An 18,134-nucleotide genomic window follows, 5' to 3' on the forward strand; every position below is an offset into this window, starting at 1 on the left:
GCATTGATCACTCAGACGATAAGCACGATTTTCCCTTGAATGCTGCCTTGTGAAGCGCGGTGGTGTGCATCCGATGCCTGGGCGAGCGCAAACGTACTGTCGATCACCATGCGGACCGTGCCGTCATCCAGCAAGCGGCCGGCTTCTGCCAGTTGGCTACCGTTGGAGCGCACCTGCGTCGAAGACACCGTGATGCCCAGATCCGCTGCTTCTTTATGTCCGGAGAAACCCATGGGGTTGACCAGGAACAGCGCGCCGCCTGGCCGGATGACGCTCAGAAAGCGTTTAATATTCGCGCCACCGACGGCATCGATCACGAGATCCACATGCTTTGCGACGTCTTCAACGACGGTGTTTGTGTAATCGATAAATTCGTCAGCGCCCAGGTCGCGGAGCAGACCCTCATGCTTGCCGGAAGCGACCGCGATCACGCGCGCCCCTTGCCATTTGGCAACCTGCACCGCCAGATGGCCCACGCCCCCTCCGGCACCGTTGACCAACACGGTCTTGCCGCGCAGCGGGACCGGGGCGTGTGGAAACGACTGAAACGGATTCGGCTCGTCATGGCCTGGGTCAATCAAAAACTGCCAGGCAGTGAGCAGTGACATGGGCGCACCGGCCGCCTGGACGTGGTCTATGCCGATGGGTTTTAACGCCAGCTCGGCCTCATGGACGCAGACGTATTGGGCGTAGCCGCCGCTACCCGTCATTAGATCTTTCGGGAAACGTACCATAGCGTAGACGTTGTCACCCACGCTGAAGCGGCCGGCTCCGTCGCCAACTGCTACCACTTCCCCGGACACATCCGTACCCAACACCAGCGGGAACGTTGGGTTAGGCCACCACTCGGGAGGCAGGGCCCGATACCCGTCTCGCAGATAGAAGTCAGGCGGGTTGAGACTGGCTGCGTGTACACGTACCAGCACTTCGCCGGGTTGGGCGATGGGTCGGGGTGCATCCTCATAACGCAACACGTTGGGGCCGCCAAATTCGTGCAATTGCACCGCTTTCATCATGTCGCTCATCACAACCTCTTTAGTATCGATGGGGAGATGACCTAAGGTAACCGGTAGCAACTAGGTTGATAATAAGGTTGGAATTCGTTTCAATGGTTCCATGAAGGAACCTATCGGATTTGAACGACTGAGCGGCATGATTGCGTTCGCCCGCGCTGGCTCTCTGGGCAGCTACAGGGCGGCGGCCCGCTCGCTGTCCATTTCACCCTCGGCGATCAGTAAAAGCATTCAGCGGCTGGAACGTCATCTTGGCGTGTCGCTGTTCACACGCACCACGCGTTCGCTGACCCTTACCGTTGAAGGACGCGATCTTCATGAGCGTGTGTTGCAGCTGTTGCGCCAGGTAGAAGAGATCGAGCAAGTGGCAAAATCGGCACGCTCCGAGCCTGCTGGCACGTTGCGGATTGCGGCATCACTTCCCATCGGGTTGCATATCATCGCGCCCGCCATCACCGAGTTTCGTAAACGCCACCCCAAGGTATCGATCGACCTGCGGCTGAGCGACCAGATCGTGGACCTTGCCGAGGAAGGCATTGATCTGGCCGTCAGGATCGGTGAGCTTCCAGACTCATCGCTCTTGTCCCGAAGGCTCTTGCCGTACACTCTCGGTTGTTATGCCTCTCCAGACTATCTGGCGAGGTGCGGCACACCTCGGCATCCTGATGAACTGGCCGAGCACGAAACAGTGAACCTACGCTATCAAAACACCGGTCAAACCTTACGCTGGCCATTTCGCATTGGCGACAAGGAGGTCGAAATCCTGCCGTCATCGCCTGTCGTTGTTGACGCAAGCGAAGCTATTCTGGCGGCAATGATAGCGGGCGCGGGCATAGGCATAGCCGCTAGTTTCATGGCCGCTCCGAGGGTGAAGCGGCAAGAGTTAGTCCCGATTCTGGCTGAGTTCGCAGTGCAGAGGGAGAACATCACGGCTATCTGGCCGGAGAGTCGTCGCACAAATCCTGCTGTGCGCGCTTTTCTGGATATGCTGATCGAGCTTCGCTGAGGTAGGCTGCAGCTCCATGTGTCAGCTCGTAATAAAGCTTGTCAGTTCCTCTGGTCTGCCCGTGGGAAAAGCTTCTTTTAAATACTCGAGAAATACCGACACGCGGGCGCTCAATAACCGCCGTGATGGATAGAGCGTCCAAAGCGCGACTTCCGGGCCATCTACATCCCCCCAGTGCACCATCTGTCCATTGAGCAGATCATGGGCTACCAGCGAAATGGGAAGGCGTGCGACCCCGACGCCTGCTCGGACTGCATCACGCACCATGAACATCGAAGATAGACTCAGGACGGCTGCGACATTTATCTGGGACCTGCCGCCGGGCGTAGTGATAGGCCACACATGACCCTGGTCGCCAGCCCCTCGAACCACTGACGGTACAGCCACATCACCCTCAGGACGTACTAAGGCAGGATTGGCTACAACTACCAGTCGGTCACGCAGGAAGACACGGCCAATAAGGTTCTCATCGGGCGCCGGATTAACCCGAATGATTAAGTCATAACCTTCCTCGATCATGTCGACGATGCGGTCCTCCGTGGTGACCTCCAGCCGGACGTCGGGATATCTCATTGCAAAGCCTGCGGCGAGCTTTCCCATCGCCGCCTGGGCGAAAAAGAGAGGCGCACTGATGCGCAGTGTGCCCCGTGGCCGCTTCCCGCCTGAAGCGATGGCGGCAACGCTCTCGTCCAGTTCATTTAGCAACGCAGCGGTTCTTTCGAATAACGCTCGCCCTTCCTCGGTGAGCTTGAGTGTGTGGGCCCCGCGCTCGAACAGACGCAGCCCGAGGCGGCGCTCCAAATCTGCTACGCGACGCGACAACGTCGCCTTCGGTCGCCCGCTGGCACGGGCCGCGCGGCCGATCCCTCCATGACGCGCTACAAGATTGAAATCGGCGAGCGCGAGTAGATCCATGAATTTACCTATAGGTAGCGGAGGCGGCGGGCATGCACAAACTTTCGAGTCGGATAAAGGATTGCGCAGCATGATCAAGGCCAGTCAATAACTGTTCCACAAACGGAACACTCCGTGCAAATTTGAGGGCTATCGTAGCACTCTGTAAACAGAGATATTGGCGTTGTCGTTCAAATCCCTACGGAGAATAACCATGACCATCCTCGTTACTGGCGCAACTGGCAGAGTCGGCCGCCAAGTTGTTGAACAACTTCTCAAACGTCACGCAGACGTGCGCGTTCTCGTCCGCGATCCCTCCAAAGCTGACTTTCCGGCGCAGGTTGATGTAGTGCAAGGTGAGATGCTGGATATTGACTCGCTACGCCGTGCGTTCACCGGTGTCTCCAGTTTCTTTCTGCTCAATGCGGTGGCTGCGGATGAGTTCACCCAAGCTCTACTGACGTTGAACATCGCTCGAGACACGGGTGTGGAAAGGGTCGTTTATCTCTCGGTCCTTCATGCCGACCGGTTCGTGAACGTGCCGCACTTCGCGGTTAAATCAGGTGCCGAGCGGATGATTGAACAGATGGGCTTCAGTGCCACTGATCCTGCGCCCGGCCTACTTCATCGACAACGAAGTAATGGTCAAGGACGCCATGTTTAAACACGGTGTCTACCCGATGCCAATCGGTAGCAAGGGCATTGCCATGGTCGATGCCCGTGACATCGCAGAAGTGGCTGCCATCGAGCTGATGCGCCGCGACCAGGCACCGGGCATGCTGCCGGTTGAAACCATCAATCTGGTAGGACCCGATACGCTGACCGGTTCGGACATTGCCGCGATATGGACCGATGTACTGGCACGCCCGGTCATTTACGGGGGTGACGATCCGAGCGGCTTTGAACAGACCGTGGCCAATTTCATGCCTAAGTGGATGGCCTATGAAATGCGCCTTATGGCCGAGCGTTATGTCAGTGACGGGATGATTCCCGAGGCTGGCGATGTACAGCGGCTGACCACGATCCTTGGCCGTGAACTGCACAGCTATCGAGAGTTTGCGGCCCGTCTAGCAGGTTCGATCTGACTGGAAATAGCAGGGCGAGTGCTGTCACAGAGCCTTTCACTCCCCTGCACCAAAGGCTTACTCATGGAAACCGCACTATGAAAACTATACTGATCACCGATTGCCCGTCATGCTTTGGAATAGCCCCTGCTAGCTACATCCTCGGACGAGGCTGGTAAGTGATTACAAAATGCGCAAGCTCGATGACCGCGACTTTACTGTGCCCAAGCACTTGCGGGTGATGGCCCTGGACGTGACCGACCCCAGCGGCATACAAGAGGCGATGGTAGCTGCAGAACCGATTAATGTGCTGGTCGATAATGCGGGGGTCGGCCTGCTGGGAGCCGTTGACGACAGCCCGATGCGCGGAGCGCGAGACCAACACTCTGGGCACCATCGCCTTGATGCGGGCCGTGCTGCCGCAAGTTCGGCAACGTCAAGCCGGGGTGATCTTCAAAGTCACGTCCACCGGGGCGGCGCGAACGGTGCGCTTGCTCAAAAATCTACACCGTTATCTCTACCATCGACAAAATGCAAGCAGCCGATTATTCGCGGTTACAACCTGTTCGCCACCACCACCACCACCACCACCACCACCACCACCACCACCACCACTGACGCTGCGCGGCTAGCAGCAGTCGGTCATTAAAAGCGCAAGCGGGCCCAATGCAAAGCCGTGCAGCGCTGGGTAAGTGCTCTACCGACCCGCTAATATGACACGCTTTATCAATCGCAATTAAGCAGGTGTGCTCTGTTCCCTTTCCAGAGCAACGGCGTCAGCGCCGGCGACCATGCGCATCGGCGAAGCTGGGTCGTTCGCTGCATGCCATACCGCTTGCGCGACGTCCTGGGCTTCAGTGACTACGGAAGATTGCCCAAACTCAGCAAATACCTTTTGTGCCAGATCAGCGTAAGCCTCTGGAATGCTGCCTTGCATTCGGGGTTGTGCATTTTTCCCAAAATCTGTCCCAGGAGCACGCCCCGGTAGTACCAGATTCATCTGAACATTAAAGGGTGCAAGCTCAATCGAAAGGGACTCAGTGAACGCATTCACCGCAGCCTTACTTGCGGTGTAGACGCTGAGAAGCGGCAGTGATTTTATCGTCACGCTCGACGTGACGTTGATGACAACCCCCGCTTTACGCTGGCGAAACTGAGGCAATACCGCCTGAATCATCGCCATTGTGCCAAAGGTATTGGTTTCAAAAATGCCACGGATCGCCTGCATCGAGATACCTTCCAGGGCGCCAAGCAGACCGATTCCCGCGTTGTTGACCAGCACATCGACTGGTCCTGCGGCCTCTATGACCTGCTGGATACTGCTTGGGTTGGTGACGTCCAGCGCAAGCACACGCAGATGCTCAGATGCAGCAAAAAGCGCTTCGTCTGGCGTGCGCATCGTCGCGATGACCTTCCAGTTTCGTTCAAGAAAATACTGAGCGGTGGCCAGACCAAAGCCGGACGAGCATCCCGTAATTAGTACAGTTTTCATGGGTAGTTCCATTGCGCGGTTGACAGGAGTGCAACGATAGGCTGTCTTATCCGGACTTAATATCACCAAAAGTCCGAAGATCTTTCGCAGGAGTCCGATATGTTTGATCCGCTCGCGGAGGTTGTCACCCTTCTGCAACCAGGCGCCTCGTTTTCCAAAATTGTCAGTGGCGTAGGGGCATGGCGTGTGCGCCGTTCGGTGACCGGTCAGCCGTTTTACTGCGCAATTCTCGACGGAGGTTGCCGACTTTCAGTAGCAGGGCAGCCTGCGATAACCTTGCACGCTGGTGATTTCCTGCTTATTCCCGCCGCCTACGACTTCACAATGATGAGCCTTCAGCCGATGGCAGACGGGGACGCAGACACCCCTCCCGTCGAGGTACGGCCACGTGACTTTCGTGTTGGCACGCAAGACATCCCGGCCGATGTTCAATTGTTGGTAGGCCACTGCACGTTCGGCTCTCCGGATGCTGCGCTGCTAGTATCACTGTTACCCAAGGTGATACATGTTCGCGGTGAGCGCCGGTTGGCAACGCTCGTAGAACTCGTCACCGAGGAGGCGCGCGGACAGCGCCCAGCGCGTGATGTCATCCTTGCACACCTGCTGGAAGTGCTATTCATCGAAGCCCTGCGCTCCACGGCAACCGAAAATGCACCGGCCGGGCTTCTGCGCGGACTTGGCGATGAACGTCTGGCTGTAGCGATACGCCAGATGCACGAACATCCGAACCAGCCATGGACGGTGGCGCAGCTGGCCAGGGAAGCTGCTCTTTCACGCTCCACCTTCTTCGAACGTTTCAAGCAAGCATTAGGTATGGCACCGATGGCGTATCTGCTTACGTGGCGAATGGCGCTGGCGAAAAATCTGCTGCATGGTCGAGACGGCAGTATTGCCGAGATTGCGCAGCAGATTGGTTATAGCTCCGTCAGTGCATTCAGTGTCGCGTTTACACGCTACACGGGACTTACGCCTGGACGCTATTCGCGGGACGAAGCCGCTGTATAGGTGCATCAGTACAAACTCCCAACCCCGTCGATGTCCTGTTACAGATCGACAGAAAAGTGATCAATGCTGCGCAGCAGGTGATTTGTTGGGATGTGGTCTACAAGGTTGAACGAGTAAAACAGCCGATCCTGCCCACTCGATAACTGTCCCATCATGCTGCGTACTCTCCCGCTGGCCGATATGCAAATTTTGCCTCAGGCCAAGCAGGAGAGCTACTTTTTCAACAGAATCGACCCATTGCGGACGTTCGTCATACGCCAGAGGCCGATCTGATGCGTCTCTAATTCGAACACTTCCAACATCGGTTATGCGCAGCTCCAGCTATTCCAATATTTTGGGAGGTGCTGTACCAGTGGAGCTACACGCGCCTGCCATGGCCAAATTCGGTGCTACTCAGCTCGTAGCGATCCTTCGGCCATCAGGTCCATGTACTGACCCGGGGTCATGGCGAACGTCCTCTTAAACAGGGAAATGAACGCGCTAACGTTTTGATAACCCAAGTCGAGTGCGACTGCGGAAACGGCCCTGCCGGCCGCCAGTAACTCGATTGCCCGCAACAGCCGGACGCGCTGGCGCCATTCTGTTAGGCTGAAACCTGTCTCGGCAACGAAGCGGCGCGTGAGCGTGCGCGGCGCGATGCCTGCCCACTGCGCCCATTCTTCCAGCTTCCTATCGTCGTCGGGTCGGTCTGACAATGCATGCGCGATCTGTAGCAGGCGGCGGTCACGCGGCATTGGCAACCCCAAGTCCGTCTGCGGCAGCGTAGCGATCTCGTTCAGGATTACACTAACAAGCTGCGATTGAGCGGTGTCGAGTTCTGCGTCACCCCAAGTAGCAGCACGCGCTACCGACTCGCGTAGCAGCCCGGAAACGGACAAGATCGCCGGCGCCGACGGTAATGCAGCGCACGCACTGGTTGCGACATGCACGCTCCAGCCCGCATACGTGCCGTACGAACGCATGCCATGCACAATGTCAGGTGGTACCCACACTGCATGAGTGGCTGGCACGACCCAGCGGCCGCGGCCGGCGTCAACCGCCAATAGCCCGCGCATCGCGCCGAATAGTTGGCCGCGCCGGTGGCGATGCGGAACGGTCAAGCGGATCTCGCCGTCTCGCCGTGCAGTTGCCAGCAACACAGGGCCCTGCTCGTCGTCGATGTATTTGTAGGGAATCGGTATAAGCATATTGTGGCCTGAACGGGTTAAGCAATGGCGTTTATAACGTACCTGCGGTTCGTCCGCTGCAATAACATGAACTCCTCATCAACCAACAACAGGAGCTGTCATGCGGGCAGAAGATTTTTTACCCGATCACGAAAATCGGATGCAGACCTCGGATGGCCAAGTGGTCCGCAAAGGAACGATAGGCGCCTTTCTAGCGAATGCCCGCATTTGGAGTGATGCAGGTACTGCGACGGTCGCGCGGGTGGACGTCGAGAACGATATCGTTGATTCCTTGCCTGCGCTGCGCTCTCTTGGTTTGTTTGATGTCTGCGCGGTCCGCGACGAGGCATTGCAGCGGTTGATTGACGAGCACTGAGTGAGCGCGGACCAAGGGCCGGTAACGGCCGAGAGTGTGTAAAAACGCCTTTGCAAACCCTTGCTATGATTTCTGAGGAATTTATCGCAGGGATCGCCCATGAAGCGCTTCATCCAAGGTGAACATCGGGGCCAAAGCACCTTACTGCCCGAAAGCCTCGACGATTACGTCAGCGATACCAATCCGGTACGCGTAGTCGACGTCTTCGTCGACGAACTCGACCTGGTCTCCTTGGGTTTTGATGGCGCTATTCCAGCTGACACAGGCCGGCCTGCTTACCATCCCGCGATCCTGCTGAAGATCTATATCTACGGCTATCTCAATCGCATTCAATCGAGCCGGCGTCTTGAACGAGAGGCGCAGCGCAACGTTGAGCTGATGTGGCTGACCGGGCGTTTGATGCCTGATTTCAAGACCATCGCCAACTTCCGAAAAGACAACAGCAAGGCCATCCGAGGCGTCTGCCGCCAGTTCGTTGTGCTGTGTCAGCAGTTGGGACTGTTCGGAGACAATCTGGTCGCTATCGACGGCAGCAAGTTCAAGGCCGTCAACAACCGCGACCGCAATTTCACCAGTGCCAAACTGAAGCGGCGGATGGAGGAAATTGAATCGAGCATCAACCGTTACCTGGTGGCACTCGATGCCGCCGATCGGCAAGAGCCCACATGCTCTGAGCCCAAAGCCGTGCGGCTGGAAGAGAAAATCGCCAAGCTGAAGACACAAATGAAGGAGCTTCGGGCGATTGAAATCCAGCTCAACGAATCGCCGGATAAACAGGTTTCACTGACCGATCCAGACGCCCGCTCTATGAAGACGCGTGGCACGGGAATCGTTGGCTATAACGTGCAGACAGCGGTCGATACCCAGCACCACTTGATCGTGGCTCATGAGGTTACCAACGTCGGTTCAGACCGCGCTCAACTCAGCTCGATGGCCAAGCAGGCCCGCGAGGCAATGGCGTCAGAAACGCTTTCGGTAGTGGCTGACCGAGGCTACTTCAAAGGCGAAGAAATCTTGGCCTGTCACGACGCAAACATCACCACCTACGTGCCGAAGCCGATGACTTCAAGCGCCAAAGCTGATGGCCGATTCAACAAAGATGCCTTCGTGTATGACGCGACGAAAAACGAATACACCTGCCCGGCGGGAGAGGCATTGATCTGGCGATTCTCCAGCGTTGAGAAAGGCATGTATATGCACTGCTACTGGAGTTCAAAGTGCCAGAGTTGCACGCTGAAAACCCAGTGCACGCCAAGCACAAATCGTCGAGTAAGGCGTTGGGAACATGAAGCTGTGCTGGAGGAAATGCAGCGTCGGTTGAACCAAGCACCAGAGATGATGAAGGTTCGAAAACGGACTGTTGAGCATCCCTTCGGGACGCTCAAGCAATGGATGGGGGCAACGCACTTCCTGACTCGAAAACTGAACGGGGTGAGTGCGGAGATGAGTTTGAATGTGCTCGCCTATAACTTGAAGCGGGTTATAAAAATCATCGGTACAGAAGGCCTGCTGAAGGCGATGGCGGCGTAAAAGCCGCAGCTTTTACTGTCCAAGAGGTGCCAAAGCGCTTCATAAACGCTCTGACGCGCTATCGGCGCTGATCTTGGCAAATGTTCGGGAAATCGCCTCGCCCAGGAGCGCTGGGCTTAGGCATCCAACATACGGAAAGTGTTTTTACACACTCTGGGCCAATAACGGCCGCTCGATTCATGTTCGCTTCTTAAAAATGGTGGTGCATGTTTTCTTCATCACCCGACCGCGCTAAAGCTATCTGCAATCTAGGGTAGAGAAATGATCGAAACTCGACTGTTACGTCAGTTCGTTGTCGTTGCTGAAGAGCTGCATTTCAGCCGTGCCGCAGAACGGCTGCATATGGCGCAGCCACCGCTCAGCCAGGCGATCAGACGGTTGGAGGAGCAAATCGGCTATCCCTTGTTCGTTCGCGACAAGCGAACCGTGGAGCTCACCAGCGCAGGGTTGGCCCTTCTGGGAAAAGCTCATGAACTGCTCGGCGCGCTAGACGAAAGCGTCGCGTACACGCGGCGAGTCGCCCAAGGCATAGAAGGGCATTTGGTGGTTGCCATGATCAGCCTCAGCCACTATCCAGGCTTTTGGCGCGCCCTGAGCGCATTCAGAACGCAGATACCTGCTGTCGAGCTGAGTTTCATCGAGGCCACTACCAAAGAGCAGGTCGAGCTTCTCGAGAGCGGCGAGGCCGATGTTGGCATGATGCGTTGCCCCGGAACGACAACCCCCTCGCTGACCATCGAACGGCTGCTGCTGGACCCTATTCAGGTTGTCTTGCCTGCAGCTCACCCTCTGGCGGCGAACACTGCTGTAAGGCTTGAGGACATGTCTAACGAATCGTTCGTCATGTCGGCTCGTGCCCTGGGGCAGGGCTTTCATGACCAGTTACTCGCTCTATGCAAAGGTGCAGGTTTTTCGCCAAGGATCGTCCAGCAGGCCAGGCAAATCCAGACGGTGTTGGGGCTGGTAGCGGCTGGCTATGGGGTGGCGCTGGTACCGGCCTCATTCGAGCGCTTAGGGTTACAGGACGTCGTATTCCGGCCATTGCAGCACAGTGCCTTAGAAGAGCTGACCTCGGTCGCGCTGAATGTTGCCAGCAACAATTCGGTCGTCTCGCCGCTGCGAGACGTGTTTATCGAGACGCTAAGGCGCCACGTCTGATACTCCAATCGTCTCACACGCCAACATAAACAATATTTCACGGCGCGCCTTGTAAACCAGAGCATGCACCTGTCTTTTCCAACCGGAGATCGGTCATGCAATATCGCTCATTAGGCAGTTCATCCCTGCAGCTTTCGGTTCTGTCATTTGGCAGCTGGATTACCTTCGGTACACGCCTCGACCAACGTGGCGCCAATGAATGCCTCGCTTGCGCCTTCGATCATGGCATCAACTTCTTCGATAGCGCCGAGGTTTACCTTGGCGGTGAAGCAGAGCGCATGCTCGGACGCGGGATCAAGGAGCTTGGCTGGTCGCGAGACAGTTACTGCGTTTCCAGCAAGGTACTGTTCGGTACCGGTGACAATCACTCTGCCACGAATCCCTCTCGGCTAACGCAGCAGGGCTTGAGCCGCAAGCACATTACCGAAGCTTGTCACCAAGCACTGCAACGCTTTGGCGTCGACTATCTCGATTTCTACCTGTGCCACCGGCCAGAGCCAGGTATGTCCATCGCGGAAATTGCCTGGACCATGAACACACTAACCCAGCAAGGCAAGGTGTTGTACTGGGGCACATCGGAGTGGCCCGCGGAGGACATTTTGAGGCTTATAGAGTTTTGTCAGCAAAACCGCCTCATTCCCCCACAACTGGAGCAGCCGCAATACAACCTGTTCCATCGAGAGCGTGTCGAGCGCGAATACCAGCCACTCATTCATGAGCATGGGCTCGGTTTGACTACCTGGTCTCCGCTAGCATCCGGCGTTTTGGCGGGGCGTTACGACGAGGGAAATGGGGTGGACAGCCGGCTGGCGACCGAGGGGTTTTCCTGGCTTGAGGATTTTGTTTTCGAGAACAAGCGCGACGAGCGAATCGAGGCCGCTAAACAGCTTAAGACGATAGCCGATGAACTGGGAGCAACACGCGCTCAGTTAGCGTTGGCCTGGGTGCTCAAAAATGAAGCTGTAACGTCGGTTTTGATTGGCGCCTCTAGCAAGGCGCAGTTGCAGGAAAATCTGGGAGCGGTTGAGGTTTTACCGAGGCTTGAAAACGCAGTGCTTCGCAAGATGGATAAGATCTTCCGGTAAGTGTAATTAATCGGGTGAGCGCCTAGCTAGTCTCCTGCTGGAGGCTTGCTAGACGGAAACTGGCCAGTACTCCCGATGACAATGGGCGGCCGCTTCTGGCCGATAGCAGCCTCCAACACTCTGCTGAGCTGATTTAACCCCTACGAATGGTCGACGCAGTAGCAAGAAACTTTTAGCCCTGCGTTGCCCGTGAAAGGGTGACGGTTAGATCCCGGACGACAAACCAACGACAGCAGGTCAACAGAATGGGCGCTCCCGATCAGCCCATTCCGAGACCTCCCATGTCCTCAAACCGAACAGCCGTACCCGCCTCGACGCTGGTATTCCCACTAGCATTGGTCGTGGCATTTGCGCTGGCGTTGTCCATTCCCGCCTGCAGCGCGGCGCCTTCGATTGTTTCCCCCACAACCACATCCGGGCTCGCGCCAGTGGCAACTGCCCACACCTTCGCTCAGGTGCGAAAAGGCAACGTAATCAGCACGCTGTTGGTTACCGAGCGCTCTGATGCCAGCGTAACGGCCATTGATTTGAGCGAACTCGCCGGGTTGCACAGCGCCGATGTCTTCGACGTCATCGACCGTTTCAGTGCTGCGCAACTCGATGCGCTGGCAGGGGAGAAGTCCCGCACGCAGACGCACCCGCTGGCACGACTGCTCGGCGTCGGGCCAAGGGGCGTGGCGCATATTGCAGCGGGCACCAATTACCCAGAACACGGCAAGGAAGTGGGCGTCGACGAAGCGTTCCTGTTCCCCAAGATTTCGTCGGCCCGCGGCCCTCGCTCGACACTGATCGCGGCACCGGGCGCTTTGATGGATTACGAGGTTGAAGTGTGTGCACGGTTCGACCGCGAGCTGAGGTCGGTCGCCGATTTCGATGAAGCCCGCAAGGGATTCTTTCTTTGCGGGGACTTCAGCGACCGGGCAACGCTGGTCAGGAACATCAACTTGAAAGACGTCACCTCCGGCGACGGCTTCCCTGACGCTAAAAGCGGCAGCGACCGCTTTCCTGTCGGTCCTTTCCTGGTGGTTCCCAAAGACTGGAAAGCCTTTCTGGCCGGGGTGGTCATAGAAACCCATGTCGACGGCGAGCGGCGTCAGCACGCGAACGCGGGTGACATGATCAAGGACCTGCGCACGATCGTTCAGGAAACGCTCGCTCAGGCGAAGACGCGCACCTGGTCGTACCAGGGCGGGCGGATCCCCATGGTCGATCGGCCGGCCATCGCGACCGGCAGCGCTGTGCTTACCGGCACGGGCGAGGGCGTGGTGTTCAAGGAACCGGGGCCCGAGGTCATCAACGCGCTGATGAGCGCCGCCGATCGGGATCAACAACGAGACGTGATCGAAAAATACCTGGCGAGCGAGGTAAGCAAGGGCGTTTACCTGCGCCCTGGAAACGCCGTGCGGTATTCCAGCAACTACCTGGGCTGGATCCACACCAACGTGATCTCGGCCACACCTTCTGCGGCAACCCATCCGGCACGTCCCGGCGACATTCCAACGACATCCGTGGCTCAGAGTTCTTCCTGCATGCGGCCCTTGGCCTTTCCTCAATCGACTCCCTGTCAGGAACTGCAATGAAACATTCGCTGATCTTATCCTTGACCCTCTGTGTCGCTTCCAGCGCCGTCAGCGCGCAAACCTCCATCACAGAAGCCACCCCGGTTTTCTCTGAACAAGCACCTCGGGCGCGTTGGGGACTTGGGCTTGGCGCCGCCTTGTCCAGCGGCGTGTATGCCGGTCAGGACGCACAACTGACGCCGTTTCCGCTGATCAGCTACGAAGGAGAGCGCTTCTTCTGGCGCGGCATCGCCGGGGGCGTTCATCTGTTCAAGCGAGACGGGTTCGCCCTCGATGCGACGTTATCTGCACGCATGGACGGTATTGATCGATCGGACTTCGGCAGGCGCGAACTGGCCGAACGTGGCATCGATCGGTCCTTGCTCGAAGACCGCGACGACGGCGTTGACCTGGGCCTGGCCGGCCGCTGGAGCGGCGCGTTCGGTGAGCTCGAGCTTGACGTCAAAGGGGACATCAGCAGCGCGAGCGACGGCTACGAAGCAGGGCTGACCTACGGCTACCCGATCCAGTGGGGCCAGAACAGCCTCACGCCCCACATTGGCGTCGCCCATCTGTCGAAAAAGCTGGCGAACTATTATTACGGTATGCTGCCTGGCGAAACCGCACGCGGTGTCGTCGACTACCGACCCGGCAGTGCGACCGTTCAGCGCGTGGGGCTGGATTACGTCCGGCCATTCGCGGAACGCTGGGCGTTCATCGCCAACGTGTCGTACGAGCATCTGCCCGGCAAAATCACCGACAGCCCGCTGGTGGACAAAGACACCGATGGTTCGATGTCTGCGTTCTTCGGGATTTCGCGAGGCTTCTGATCCGCACCGCGCCCCGGCCGGCCGATCAGGCGCAGTGGCTGGCCGATGGGAGACAGGCGCTGCTCTTTCTGCTTCATTCAGTGAGCGTCAAACATGGATAACTCGGTCAAGCAGGCCCTGAGCGTTCTGATCATCGAAGACAACGCTGCTCTGGCGGCCAATATCTACGATTACCTGCGGGCCTGTGGTCATCATCCCGACGCAGCCCCCGATGGCGAGACGGGGCTTAGCCTGTTGGCGAGCGAGCGGTATGACGTCATTGTCCTAGACTGGATGATGCCGCGGATGGACGGGATGACGATGCTGGCCAAGCTGCGCACGACATTAAAATCCCGCATCCCGGTGATCGTCATCACGGCCAAGGATCAGGTTGAGAACAAGATTCAAGGGTTCCTGACCGGGGCAGACGATTACATCGTCAAACCGGTGGCTCTCGCCGAGCTCGAGATCAGGCTGCGGGTGGTCACCCAGCGGGTGAACGGCGCGCAAATGGAATCCCAGGTGCTGGAAGTGGCTGACTTGCGCTTCGACCTGGGCACGTTGCGGGTGACCCGAGCCGGCAAGACTATCCCCATGACCCCCGTGCGACGAACACTGCTTGCGGTGCTGATGCGCCGGTCACCCGGCCTGGTGCGTCGGGATGAACTCGAAACGCTGATCTGGGATGACCGCGTTCCGGACCATGTTGCCTTGCGCTCGCACATGTACATGCTGCGCAAAGCCGTTGACGGCGAGGCATCACTCAAGCTGATAAAAACCGTGGCGGGCAGTGGGTATCGTCTTCATGCAGGCGATGAATGAGTCAACCCAACGAGGTCAATCCATGGCAGCCAGCAGTCTGAGCCGCAGCATCAGTGCGATCTTTTTCGTCTTCGGCCTGATCCTGGCGGCGGGGCTGACAATTCAGGGCAACCTGAGCCAACAAATGATCGTGCATCCTGTCTGGCACGAGATTCTGCAATCGAGCACCGACCCCTATGTGTCTGGAGGACGGCTAATCCCCGCCAAACAGCTTCCCGCCACTGGTGTGATCCGGGGCTGGCACCTCACCGGCAACGAGGTGCCAGCGGACATGCCTGAATATTTCCTGCGCCTCAATGCGGGATTCCACGATGAGCATCAACTGGACGCCTACGACAGCGAGCGCAGTTATGCCGTGCTGGTGACGCCGGTGGCAGACGGACGCATCGTCATGTCCGTCGACATCACGGACCTTGAAAATTATCAGAACATGACCGCGCGGGTGAGCGTGCTCATCGCGGTGCTAAGTGGCGTGATGATTCTGGGGGCGATTCTTTGGATTTACCGCAGCATGAAACGGCCGATGCAGGCACTGGCGCAACGAATGGAGCAGCTGGACCCGGAACAACCGGCCCAACGCCTTTGCACCGACTTTACTTTGAAGGAACTGCACGACATAGCGCTTATCGTGAACCGCCATCTGGAGCGGGTAGAGCGCTTTATCGAACGTGAGCGCAGCCTTCTGGACCAGGCCAGCCATGAGTTTCGTACGCCCATCGCAGTAATTGCCGGCGCGGTTGACGTGATCAAGTTGTATGACCTGCCGGCCGAGGCAGAACGGCCACTGACGCGCATTGAGTCCACGGTCGGCAACCTGACGGAAATCATGTCGGCGCTGCTCTTTCTGTCCAGAGAGCCAGACCTGACCAGCCCCGTGCAGAGCACTCGGCTGGATACCCTCACTGCCGCGCTAATTGAGGATCATGGGTATTTGCTACAGGGCTCCGGCGCGGCGTTCGTGATCGATGAGTTCAATCCTGTGGTGCTTGAGTGCCCCGAAGCCATGGTGCGCATTGTCGTCAGCAACCTGTTGCGCAATGCGGCTGAACACAGCCACGAAGGGCCCATCCGGATAAGCCTTGACGCTAACCGGCTCAGCATCGTCAACAGCACCGGCAACTTCGATGCCGCCGAGGCCGCTCGACGTTACACCCGAGCCCTGGGCGATTCGACTAAACAAGGCGGTGGGCAAGGTCTGGGTTTGTTTATCACTCGCCGGATCTGTGAACGGTTTGGCTGGACCTTGCTGATTGCTTCGGCGGGTGCGGGTCAAACAGTCGCGAAATTGAGTTTTGCGTAGGTTGTCAATGTAGCTGGAGCCTTCACCGATCGACATCTGCGTGCTACAGACTTATCGCGTCCTTCCATTGAAGTCGAAGCGAGTTAATCATTGTCTGGTCAACAGTCATTTGTGGATCACGGCTTTTTGCCAAATATCGACCGGCAGCTATCGACCCAGGGTGTGTGAAAACGCGCTAAACACCTCGAAAACTGAGAGTCGCGAAGGTTTCCTATGGAATCAGCGGGCGGAAGCGCGAATTAGCTTAGTCAGTGACATAGACGTTCGTAATACCGTTTGGGCCGGGGCAGCGGCCCAAACGGTTTCTAACGGGTGGGCCAAGCAGCTGGGCTCACGCCCTGATCGCCTCAAGCAGCCCTGCGATGCCGAAGATGCTCATCATTCGTTTGAGGTTGTAGGCGAGAACATGAAGGCTCATCTCAGTACTCACCCTCGGCAGGGTTTTGGTCAGGAAGTGGGTACTTCCCATCCAGTACTTGAGCGTTCCAAAAGGATGCTCAACGGTCTGTCGACGAACCCTCATCATCGCGGGATCATGTTCTAGCCGAGCCTGCATCGCGTCGACTACCGACTCATGTTCCCAACGCTTCACACGGCGCTCCTTACCCGTCGTACATTGCTTTTGCATTGAGCAGGACTGGCAGCCTGAGAAGTAATAACAATGCAATAACATGCCGTCTTCCGTCGACGAATGTCGCCTGGTTAGTAGCTGCCCCGCAGGGCATCGATACTCGTCCGAAGCCGCAAGATAGATGAAGTCCTGCTTGCCAAATCTGCCTTCCGCTTTGCTGCCAGATGTAAGGGGTTTCGGTACGAAGGTAGTGATGCCAGCTTGCTCGCAAGTAAAGATTTCCAGACCTTTGTAATAGCCTCGGTCGGCCACCACCGTTAGCGATTCAGCTCCGATTTCTTCACGCGCCTGGTTCGCCATATTGCTCAGCTGCCCGCGGTCATTGCCAACGTTGGTCACCTCATGGGCAATGATCAAATGGTGTTTGTCGTCGACAGCGGTTTGTACGTTGTAGCCAACCGTCCCGGTGCCTCGGCCGCTCGTGGCCATTGAGCGTGCATCTGGATCGGTGAGGGAAATCTGCTGGTCTGGACTTTCGTGGAGCTGCGCCTCGATTTCCTTGAGTTTCTGCATCTGCTTTTTCAGTGTTTTTATCTTTTCTTTAAGCCGCTCGGCTTTGGCCTCGGCCACTTCGGGCGTTGCCCGATCCGCCGAATCCATCGCCGCCAGATATCGATCAATGCTCTGCTCGATCTGCTGCATGCGAGCCTTCACTTTGCCCTGAGTGAAGTTGCGGTCGCGATTATTGACGGCTTTGAATTTGCTGCCGTCGATGGCGATGATCGACTGCGAGAAGAGATTGAGGTTGCGACAAAGCACTATGAACTGGCGGCATACGCTGCGAATGGCTTTGCCGTTGTCTTTGCGAAAGTCGGCAATGGTTTTGAAGTCCGGAGCCAAACGCCCCGTTAGCCACATCAACTCGACGTTGCGCTCGGCCTCTCGCTCAAGCCGGCGGCTGGACTGAATCCGATTGAGATAGCCGTAGATATAGATCTTCAGCAACACCGCTGGGTGATAGGCCGGACGACCCGTAACGGCAGGGTCGACTCCCTCAAAACCAAGTGCGCCCAGGTCGAGTTCATCGACGAAAACATCGACCACGCGCACTGGATTTTCTTCGGCTACGTAATCGTCCAGACACTCCGGCAGCAAGGTGACTTGCGTCCGAGCCTCACCTTCAATAAATCGCTTCATGATCGCCCCCGCTACGATCTCAACGATCAGAAGATTAGACAATTGCGGGAGTTTTCACACAGCCTGGACCCAAAGCGGCCAACTCCT

At 57.4% G+C, this 18,134-nt stretch carries 18 protein-coding genes and 1 pseudogene; 13 read left to right on the top strand and 6 right to left on the bottom strand.

Translation table 11 applies throughout. The annotated features are described in order from the left end of the window. Positions 1-11: 11 nt before the first annotated feature. A complete protein-coding gene (locus AABC73_RS28815) occupies positions 12-1,025 on the bottom strand; it encodes an NADP-dependent oxidoreductase (RefSeq protein WP_341521892.1) in 1,014 nt (337 codons plus the stop codon). Positions 1,026-1,152: 127 nt separating this feature from the next. Between AABC73_RS28815 and AABC73_RS28820 the strand changes: the two genes are divergently transcribed. After that, positions 1,153-2,019, top strand: a complete 867-nt coding sequence (locus AABC73_RS28820) for a LysR substrate-binding domain-containing protein (RefSeq protein ID WP_341521893.1) — start codon at positions 1,153-1,155, stop codon at positions 2,017-2,019. Between the two features lie 21 nt (positions 2,020-2,040). Here AABC73_RS28820 and AABC73_RS28825 read toward each other — a convergent pair whose 3' ends face one another. Next, positions 2,041-2,934 carry a LysR substrate-binding domain-containing protein gene (locus AABC73_RS28825; RefSeq protein ID WP_341521894.1) on the bottom strand — a complete coding sequence of 298 codons (894 nt, stop codon included), beginning with the start codon at positions 2,932-2,934 and terminating at the stop codon, positions 2,041-2,043. 193 nt (positions 2,935-3,127) lie between these two features. On the opposite strand from AABC73_RS28825, the gene AABC73_RS28830 reads away from it, so the two are divergent. The 3 genes from AABC73_RS28830 to AABC73_RS28840 all read left to right on the top strand — a co-directional run bounded on the left by AABC73_RS28830 (position 3,128) and on the right by AABC73_RS28840 (position 4,626). Beyond that, on the top strand, positions 3,128-3,577 hold the full coding sequence (locus tag AABC73_RS28830; RefSeq protein ID WP_341521895.1) for an NmrA family NAD(P)-binding protein: 450 nt from the start codon (positions 3,128-3,130) through the stop codon (positions 3,575-3,577). Beyond that, positions 3,510-3,998 (top strand): hypothetical protein, encoded by a 489-nt coding sequence (locus AABC73_RS28835; protein ID WP_341521896.1) that lies wholly within the window; start codon positions 3,510-3,512, stop codon positions 3,996-3,998. The genes AABC73_RS28830 and AABC73_RS28835 overlap by 68 nt, the downstream gene beginning before the upstream one ends. A gap of 169 nt (positions 3,999-4,167) precedes the next feature. Beyond that, positions 4,168-4,626 (top strand): hypothetical protein, encoded by a 459-nt coding sequence (locus tag AABC73_RS28840; RefSeq protein ID WP_341521897.1) that lies wholly within the window; start codon positions 4,168-4,170, stop codon positions 4,624-4,626. 87 nt (positions 4,627-4,713) lie between these two features. Here AABC73_RS28840 and AABC73_RS28845 read toward each other — a convergent pair whose 3' ends face one another. Next, positions 4,714-5,469: an SDR family oxidoreductase gene (locus AABC73_RS28845; protein WP_341521898.1), complete on the bottom strand. Its 756-nt coding sequence runs from the start codon at positions 5,467-5,469 to the stop codon at positions 4,714-4,716. A gap of 99 nt (positions 5,470-5,568) precedes the next feature. On the opposite strand from AABC73_RS28845, the gene AABC73_RS28850 reads away from it, so the two are divergent. Further along, positions 5,569-6,474: an AraC family transcriptional regulator gene (locus tag AABC73_RS28850; RefSeq protein WP_341521899.1), complete on the top strand. Its 906-nt coding sequence runs from the start codon at positions 5,569-5,571 to the stop codon at positions 6,472-6,474. Between the two features lie 59 nt (positions 6,475-6,533). Here the strand turns inward: AABC73_RS28850 and AABC73_RS28855 are convergent. Together AABC73_RS28855 and AABC73_RS28860 are read right to left on the bottom strand one after the other, a co-directional pair. Continuing rightward, positions 6,534-6,629, bottom strand: a pseudogene (locus AABC73_RS28855) (hypothetical protein); the annotation flags it as partial. A gap of 234 nt (positions 6,630-6,863) precedes the next feature. After that, complete coding sequence (locus tag AABC73_RS28860; RefSeq protein WP_341521900.1) at positions 6,864-7,661, bottom strand: helix-turn-helix transcriptional regulator; 798 nt, start codon at positions 7,659-7,661, stop codon at positions 6,864-6,866. 100 nt (positions 7,662-7,761) lie between these two features. Between AABC73_RS28860 and AABC73_RS28865 the strand changes: the two genes are divergently transcribed. The 8 genes from AABC73_RS28865 (at position 7,762) to AABC73_RS28900 (ending at position 16,279) form a co-directional block, all read left to right on the top strand. After that, the gene (locus AABC73_RS28865; protein WP_341521901.1) at positions 7,762-8,016 is read left to right on the top strand and encodes a hypothetical protein; all 255 of its coding nucleotides are present in this window, start codon (positions 7,762-7,764) and stop codon (positions 8,014-8,016) included. A gap of 99 nt (positions 8,017-8,115) precedes the next feature. Next, entirely contained in the window at positions 8,116-9,546 is a 1,431-nt protein-coding gene (locus tag AABC73_RS28870) for an IS1182 family transposase (protein ID WP_282483471.1), read from the top strand. Between the two features lie 261 nt (positions 9,547-9,807). Then, positions 9,808-10,704 carry a LysR substrate-binding domain-containing protein gene (locus AABC73_RS28875; RefSeq protein WP_341521902.1) on the top strand — a complete coding sequence of 299 codons (897 nt, stop codon included), beginning with the start codon at positions 9,808-9,810 and terminating at the stop codon, positions 10,702-10,704. A gap of 95 nt (positions 10,705-10,799) precedes the next feature. Continuing rightward, positions 10,800-11,789, top strand: a complete 990-nt coding sequence (locus AABC73_RS28880) for an aldo/keto reductase (RefSeq protein WP_341521903.1) — start codon at positions 10,800-10,802, stop codon at positions 11,787-11,789. A gap of 341 nt (positions 11,790-12,130) precedes the next feature. After that, positions 12,131-13,369 (top strand): fumarylacetoacetate hydrolase family protein, encoded by a 1,239-nt coding sequence (locus AABC73_RS28885; protein WP_341521904.1) that lies wholly within the window; start codon positions 12,131-12,133, stop codon positions 13,367-13,369. Further along, the gene (locus tag AABC73_RS28890) at positions 13,366-14,178 is read left to right on the top strand and encodes a MipA/OmpV family protein (protein WP_341521905.1); all 813 of its coding nucleotides are present in this window, start codon (positions 13,366-13,368) and stop codon (positions 14,176-14,178) included. The genes AABC73_RS28885 and AABC73_RS28890 overlap by 4 nt, the downstream gene beginning before the upstream one ends. 93 nt (positions 14,179-14,271) lie before the next feature. Further along, a complete protein-coding gene (locus AABC73_RS28895; RefSeq protein ID WP_341521906.1) occupies positions 14,272-14,979 on the top strand; it encodes a response regulator transcription factor in 708 nt (235 codons plus the stop codon). 22 nt (positions 14,980-15,001) lie between these two features. Next, the gene (locus AABC73_RS28900) at positions 15,002-16,279 is read left to right on the top strand and encodes a HAMP domain-containing sensor histidine kinase (protein WP_341521907.1); all 1,278 of its coding nucleotides are present in this window, start codon (positions 15,002-15,004) and stop codon (positions 16,277-16,279) included. A 331-nt stretch (positions 16,280-16,610) separates the two neighbouring features. Here the strand turns inward: AABC73_RS28900 and AABC73_RS28905 are convergent, their stop codons facing one another. Further along, the gene (locus AABC73_RS28905) at positions 16,611-18,047 is read right to left on the bottom strand and encodes an IS1182 family transposase (RefSeq protein ID WP_341521908.1); all 1,437 of its coding nucleotides are present in this window, start codon (positions 18,045-18,047) and stop codon (positions 16,611-16,613) included. Positions 18,048-18,134 lie beyond the last annotated feature (87 nt).

Source organism: Pseudomonas sp. G.S.17 (assembly GCF_038096165.1).
Taxonomy (GTDB): Bacteria; Pseudomonadota; Gammaproteobacteria; order Pseudomonadales; family Pseudomonadaceae; genus Aquipseudomonas.

Coding starts and splice junctions, on each gene's coding strand:
- AABC73_RS28830 (WP_341521895.1), top strand. CDS start 3,128: ATGACCATCCTCGTTACTGGCGCAACTGGCAGAGTCGGCCGCCAAGTT.
- AABC73_RS28875 (WP_341521902.1), top strand. CDS start 9,808: ATGATCGAAACTCGACTGTTACGTCAGTTCGTTGTCGTTGCTGAAGAG.
- AABC73_RS28865 (WP_341521901.1), top strand. CDS start 7,762: ATGCGGGCAGAAGATTTTTTACCCGATCACGAAAATCGGATGCAGACC.
- AABC73_RS28860 (WP_341521900.1), bottom strand. CDS start 7,661: ATGCTTATACCGATTCCCTACAAATACATCGACGACGAGCAGGGCCCT.
- AABC73_RS28905 (WP_341521908.1), bottom strand. CDS start 18,047: ATGAAGCGATTTATTGAAGGTGAGGCTCGGACGCAAGTCACCTTGCTG.
- AABC73_RS28825 (WP_341521894.1), bottom strand. CDS start 2,934: ATGGATCTACTCGCGCTCGCCGATTTCAATCTTGTAGCGCGTCATGGA.
- AABC73_RS28880 (WP_341521903.1), top strand. CDS start 10,800: ATGCAATATCGCTCATTAGGCAGTTCATCCCTGCAGCTTTCGGTTCTG.
- AABC73_RS28845 (WP_341521898.1), bottom strand. CDS start 5,469: ATGAAAACTGTACTAATTACGGGATGCTCGTCCGGCTTTGGTCTGGCC.
- AABC73_RS28840 (WP_341521897.1), top strand. CDS start 4,168: ATGCGCAAGCTCGATGACCGCGACTTTACTGTGCCCAAGCACTTGCGG.
- AABC73_RS28820 (WP_341521893.1), top strand. CDS start 1,153: ATGATTGCGTTCGCCCGCGCTGGCTCTCTGGGCAGCTACAGGGCGGCG.
- AABC73_RS28815 (WP_341521892.1), bottom strand. CDS start 1,025: ATGAGCGACATGATGAAAGCGGTGCAATTGCACGAATTTGGCGGCCCC.
- AABC73_RS28850 (WP_341521899.1), top strand. CDS start 5,569: ATGTTTGATCCGCTCGCGGAGGTTGTCACCCTTCTGCAACCAGGCGCC.
- AABC73_RS28895 (WP_341521906.1), top strand. CDS start 14,272: ATGGATAACTCGGTCAAGCAGGCCCTGAGCGTTCTGATCATCGAAGAC.
- AABC73_RS28900 (WP_341521907.1), top strand. CDS start 15,002: ATGGCAGCCAGCAGTCTGAGCCGCAGCATCAGTGCGATCTTTTTCGTC.
- AABC73_RS28890 (WP_341521905.1), top strand. CDS start 13,366: ATGAAACATTCGCTGATCTTATCCTTGACCCTCTGTGTCGCTTCCAGC.
- AABC73_RS28870 (WP_282483471.1), top strand. CDS start 8,116: ATGAAGCGCTTCATCCAAGGTGAACATCGGGGCCAAAGCACCTTACTG.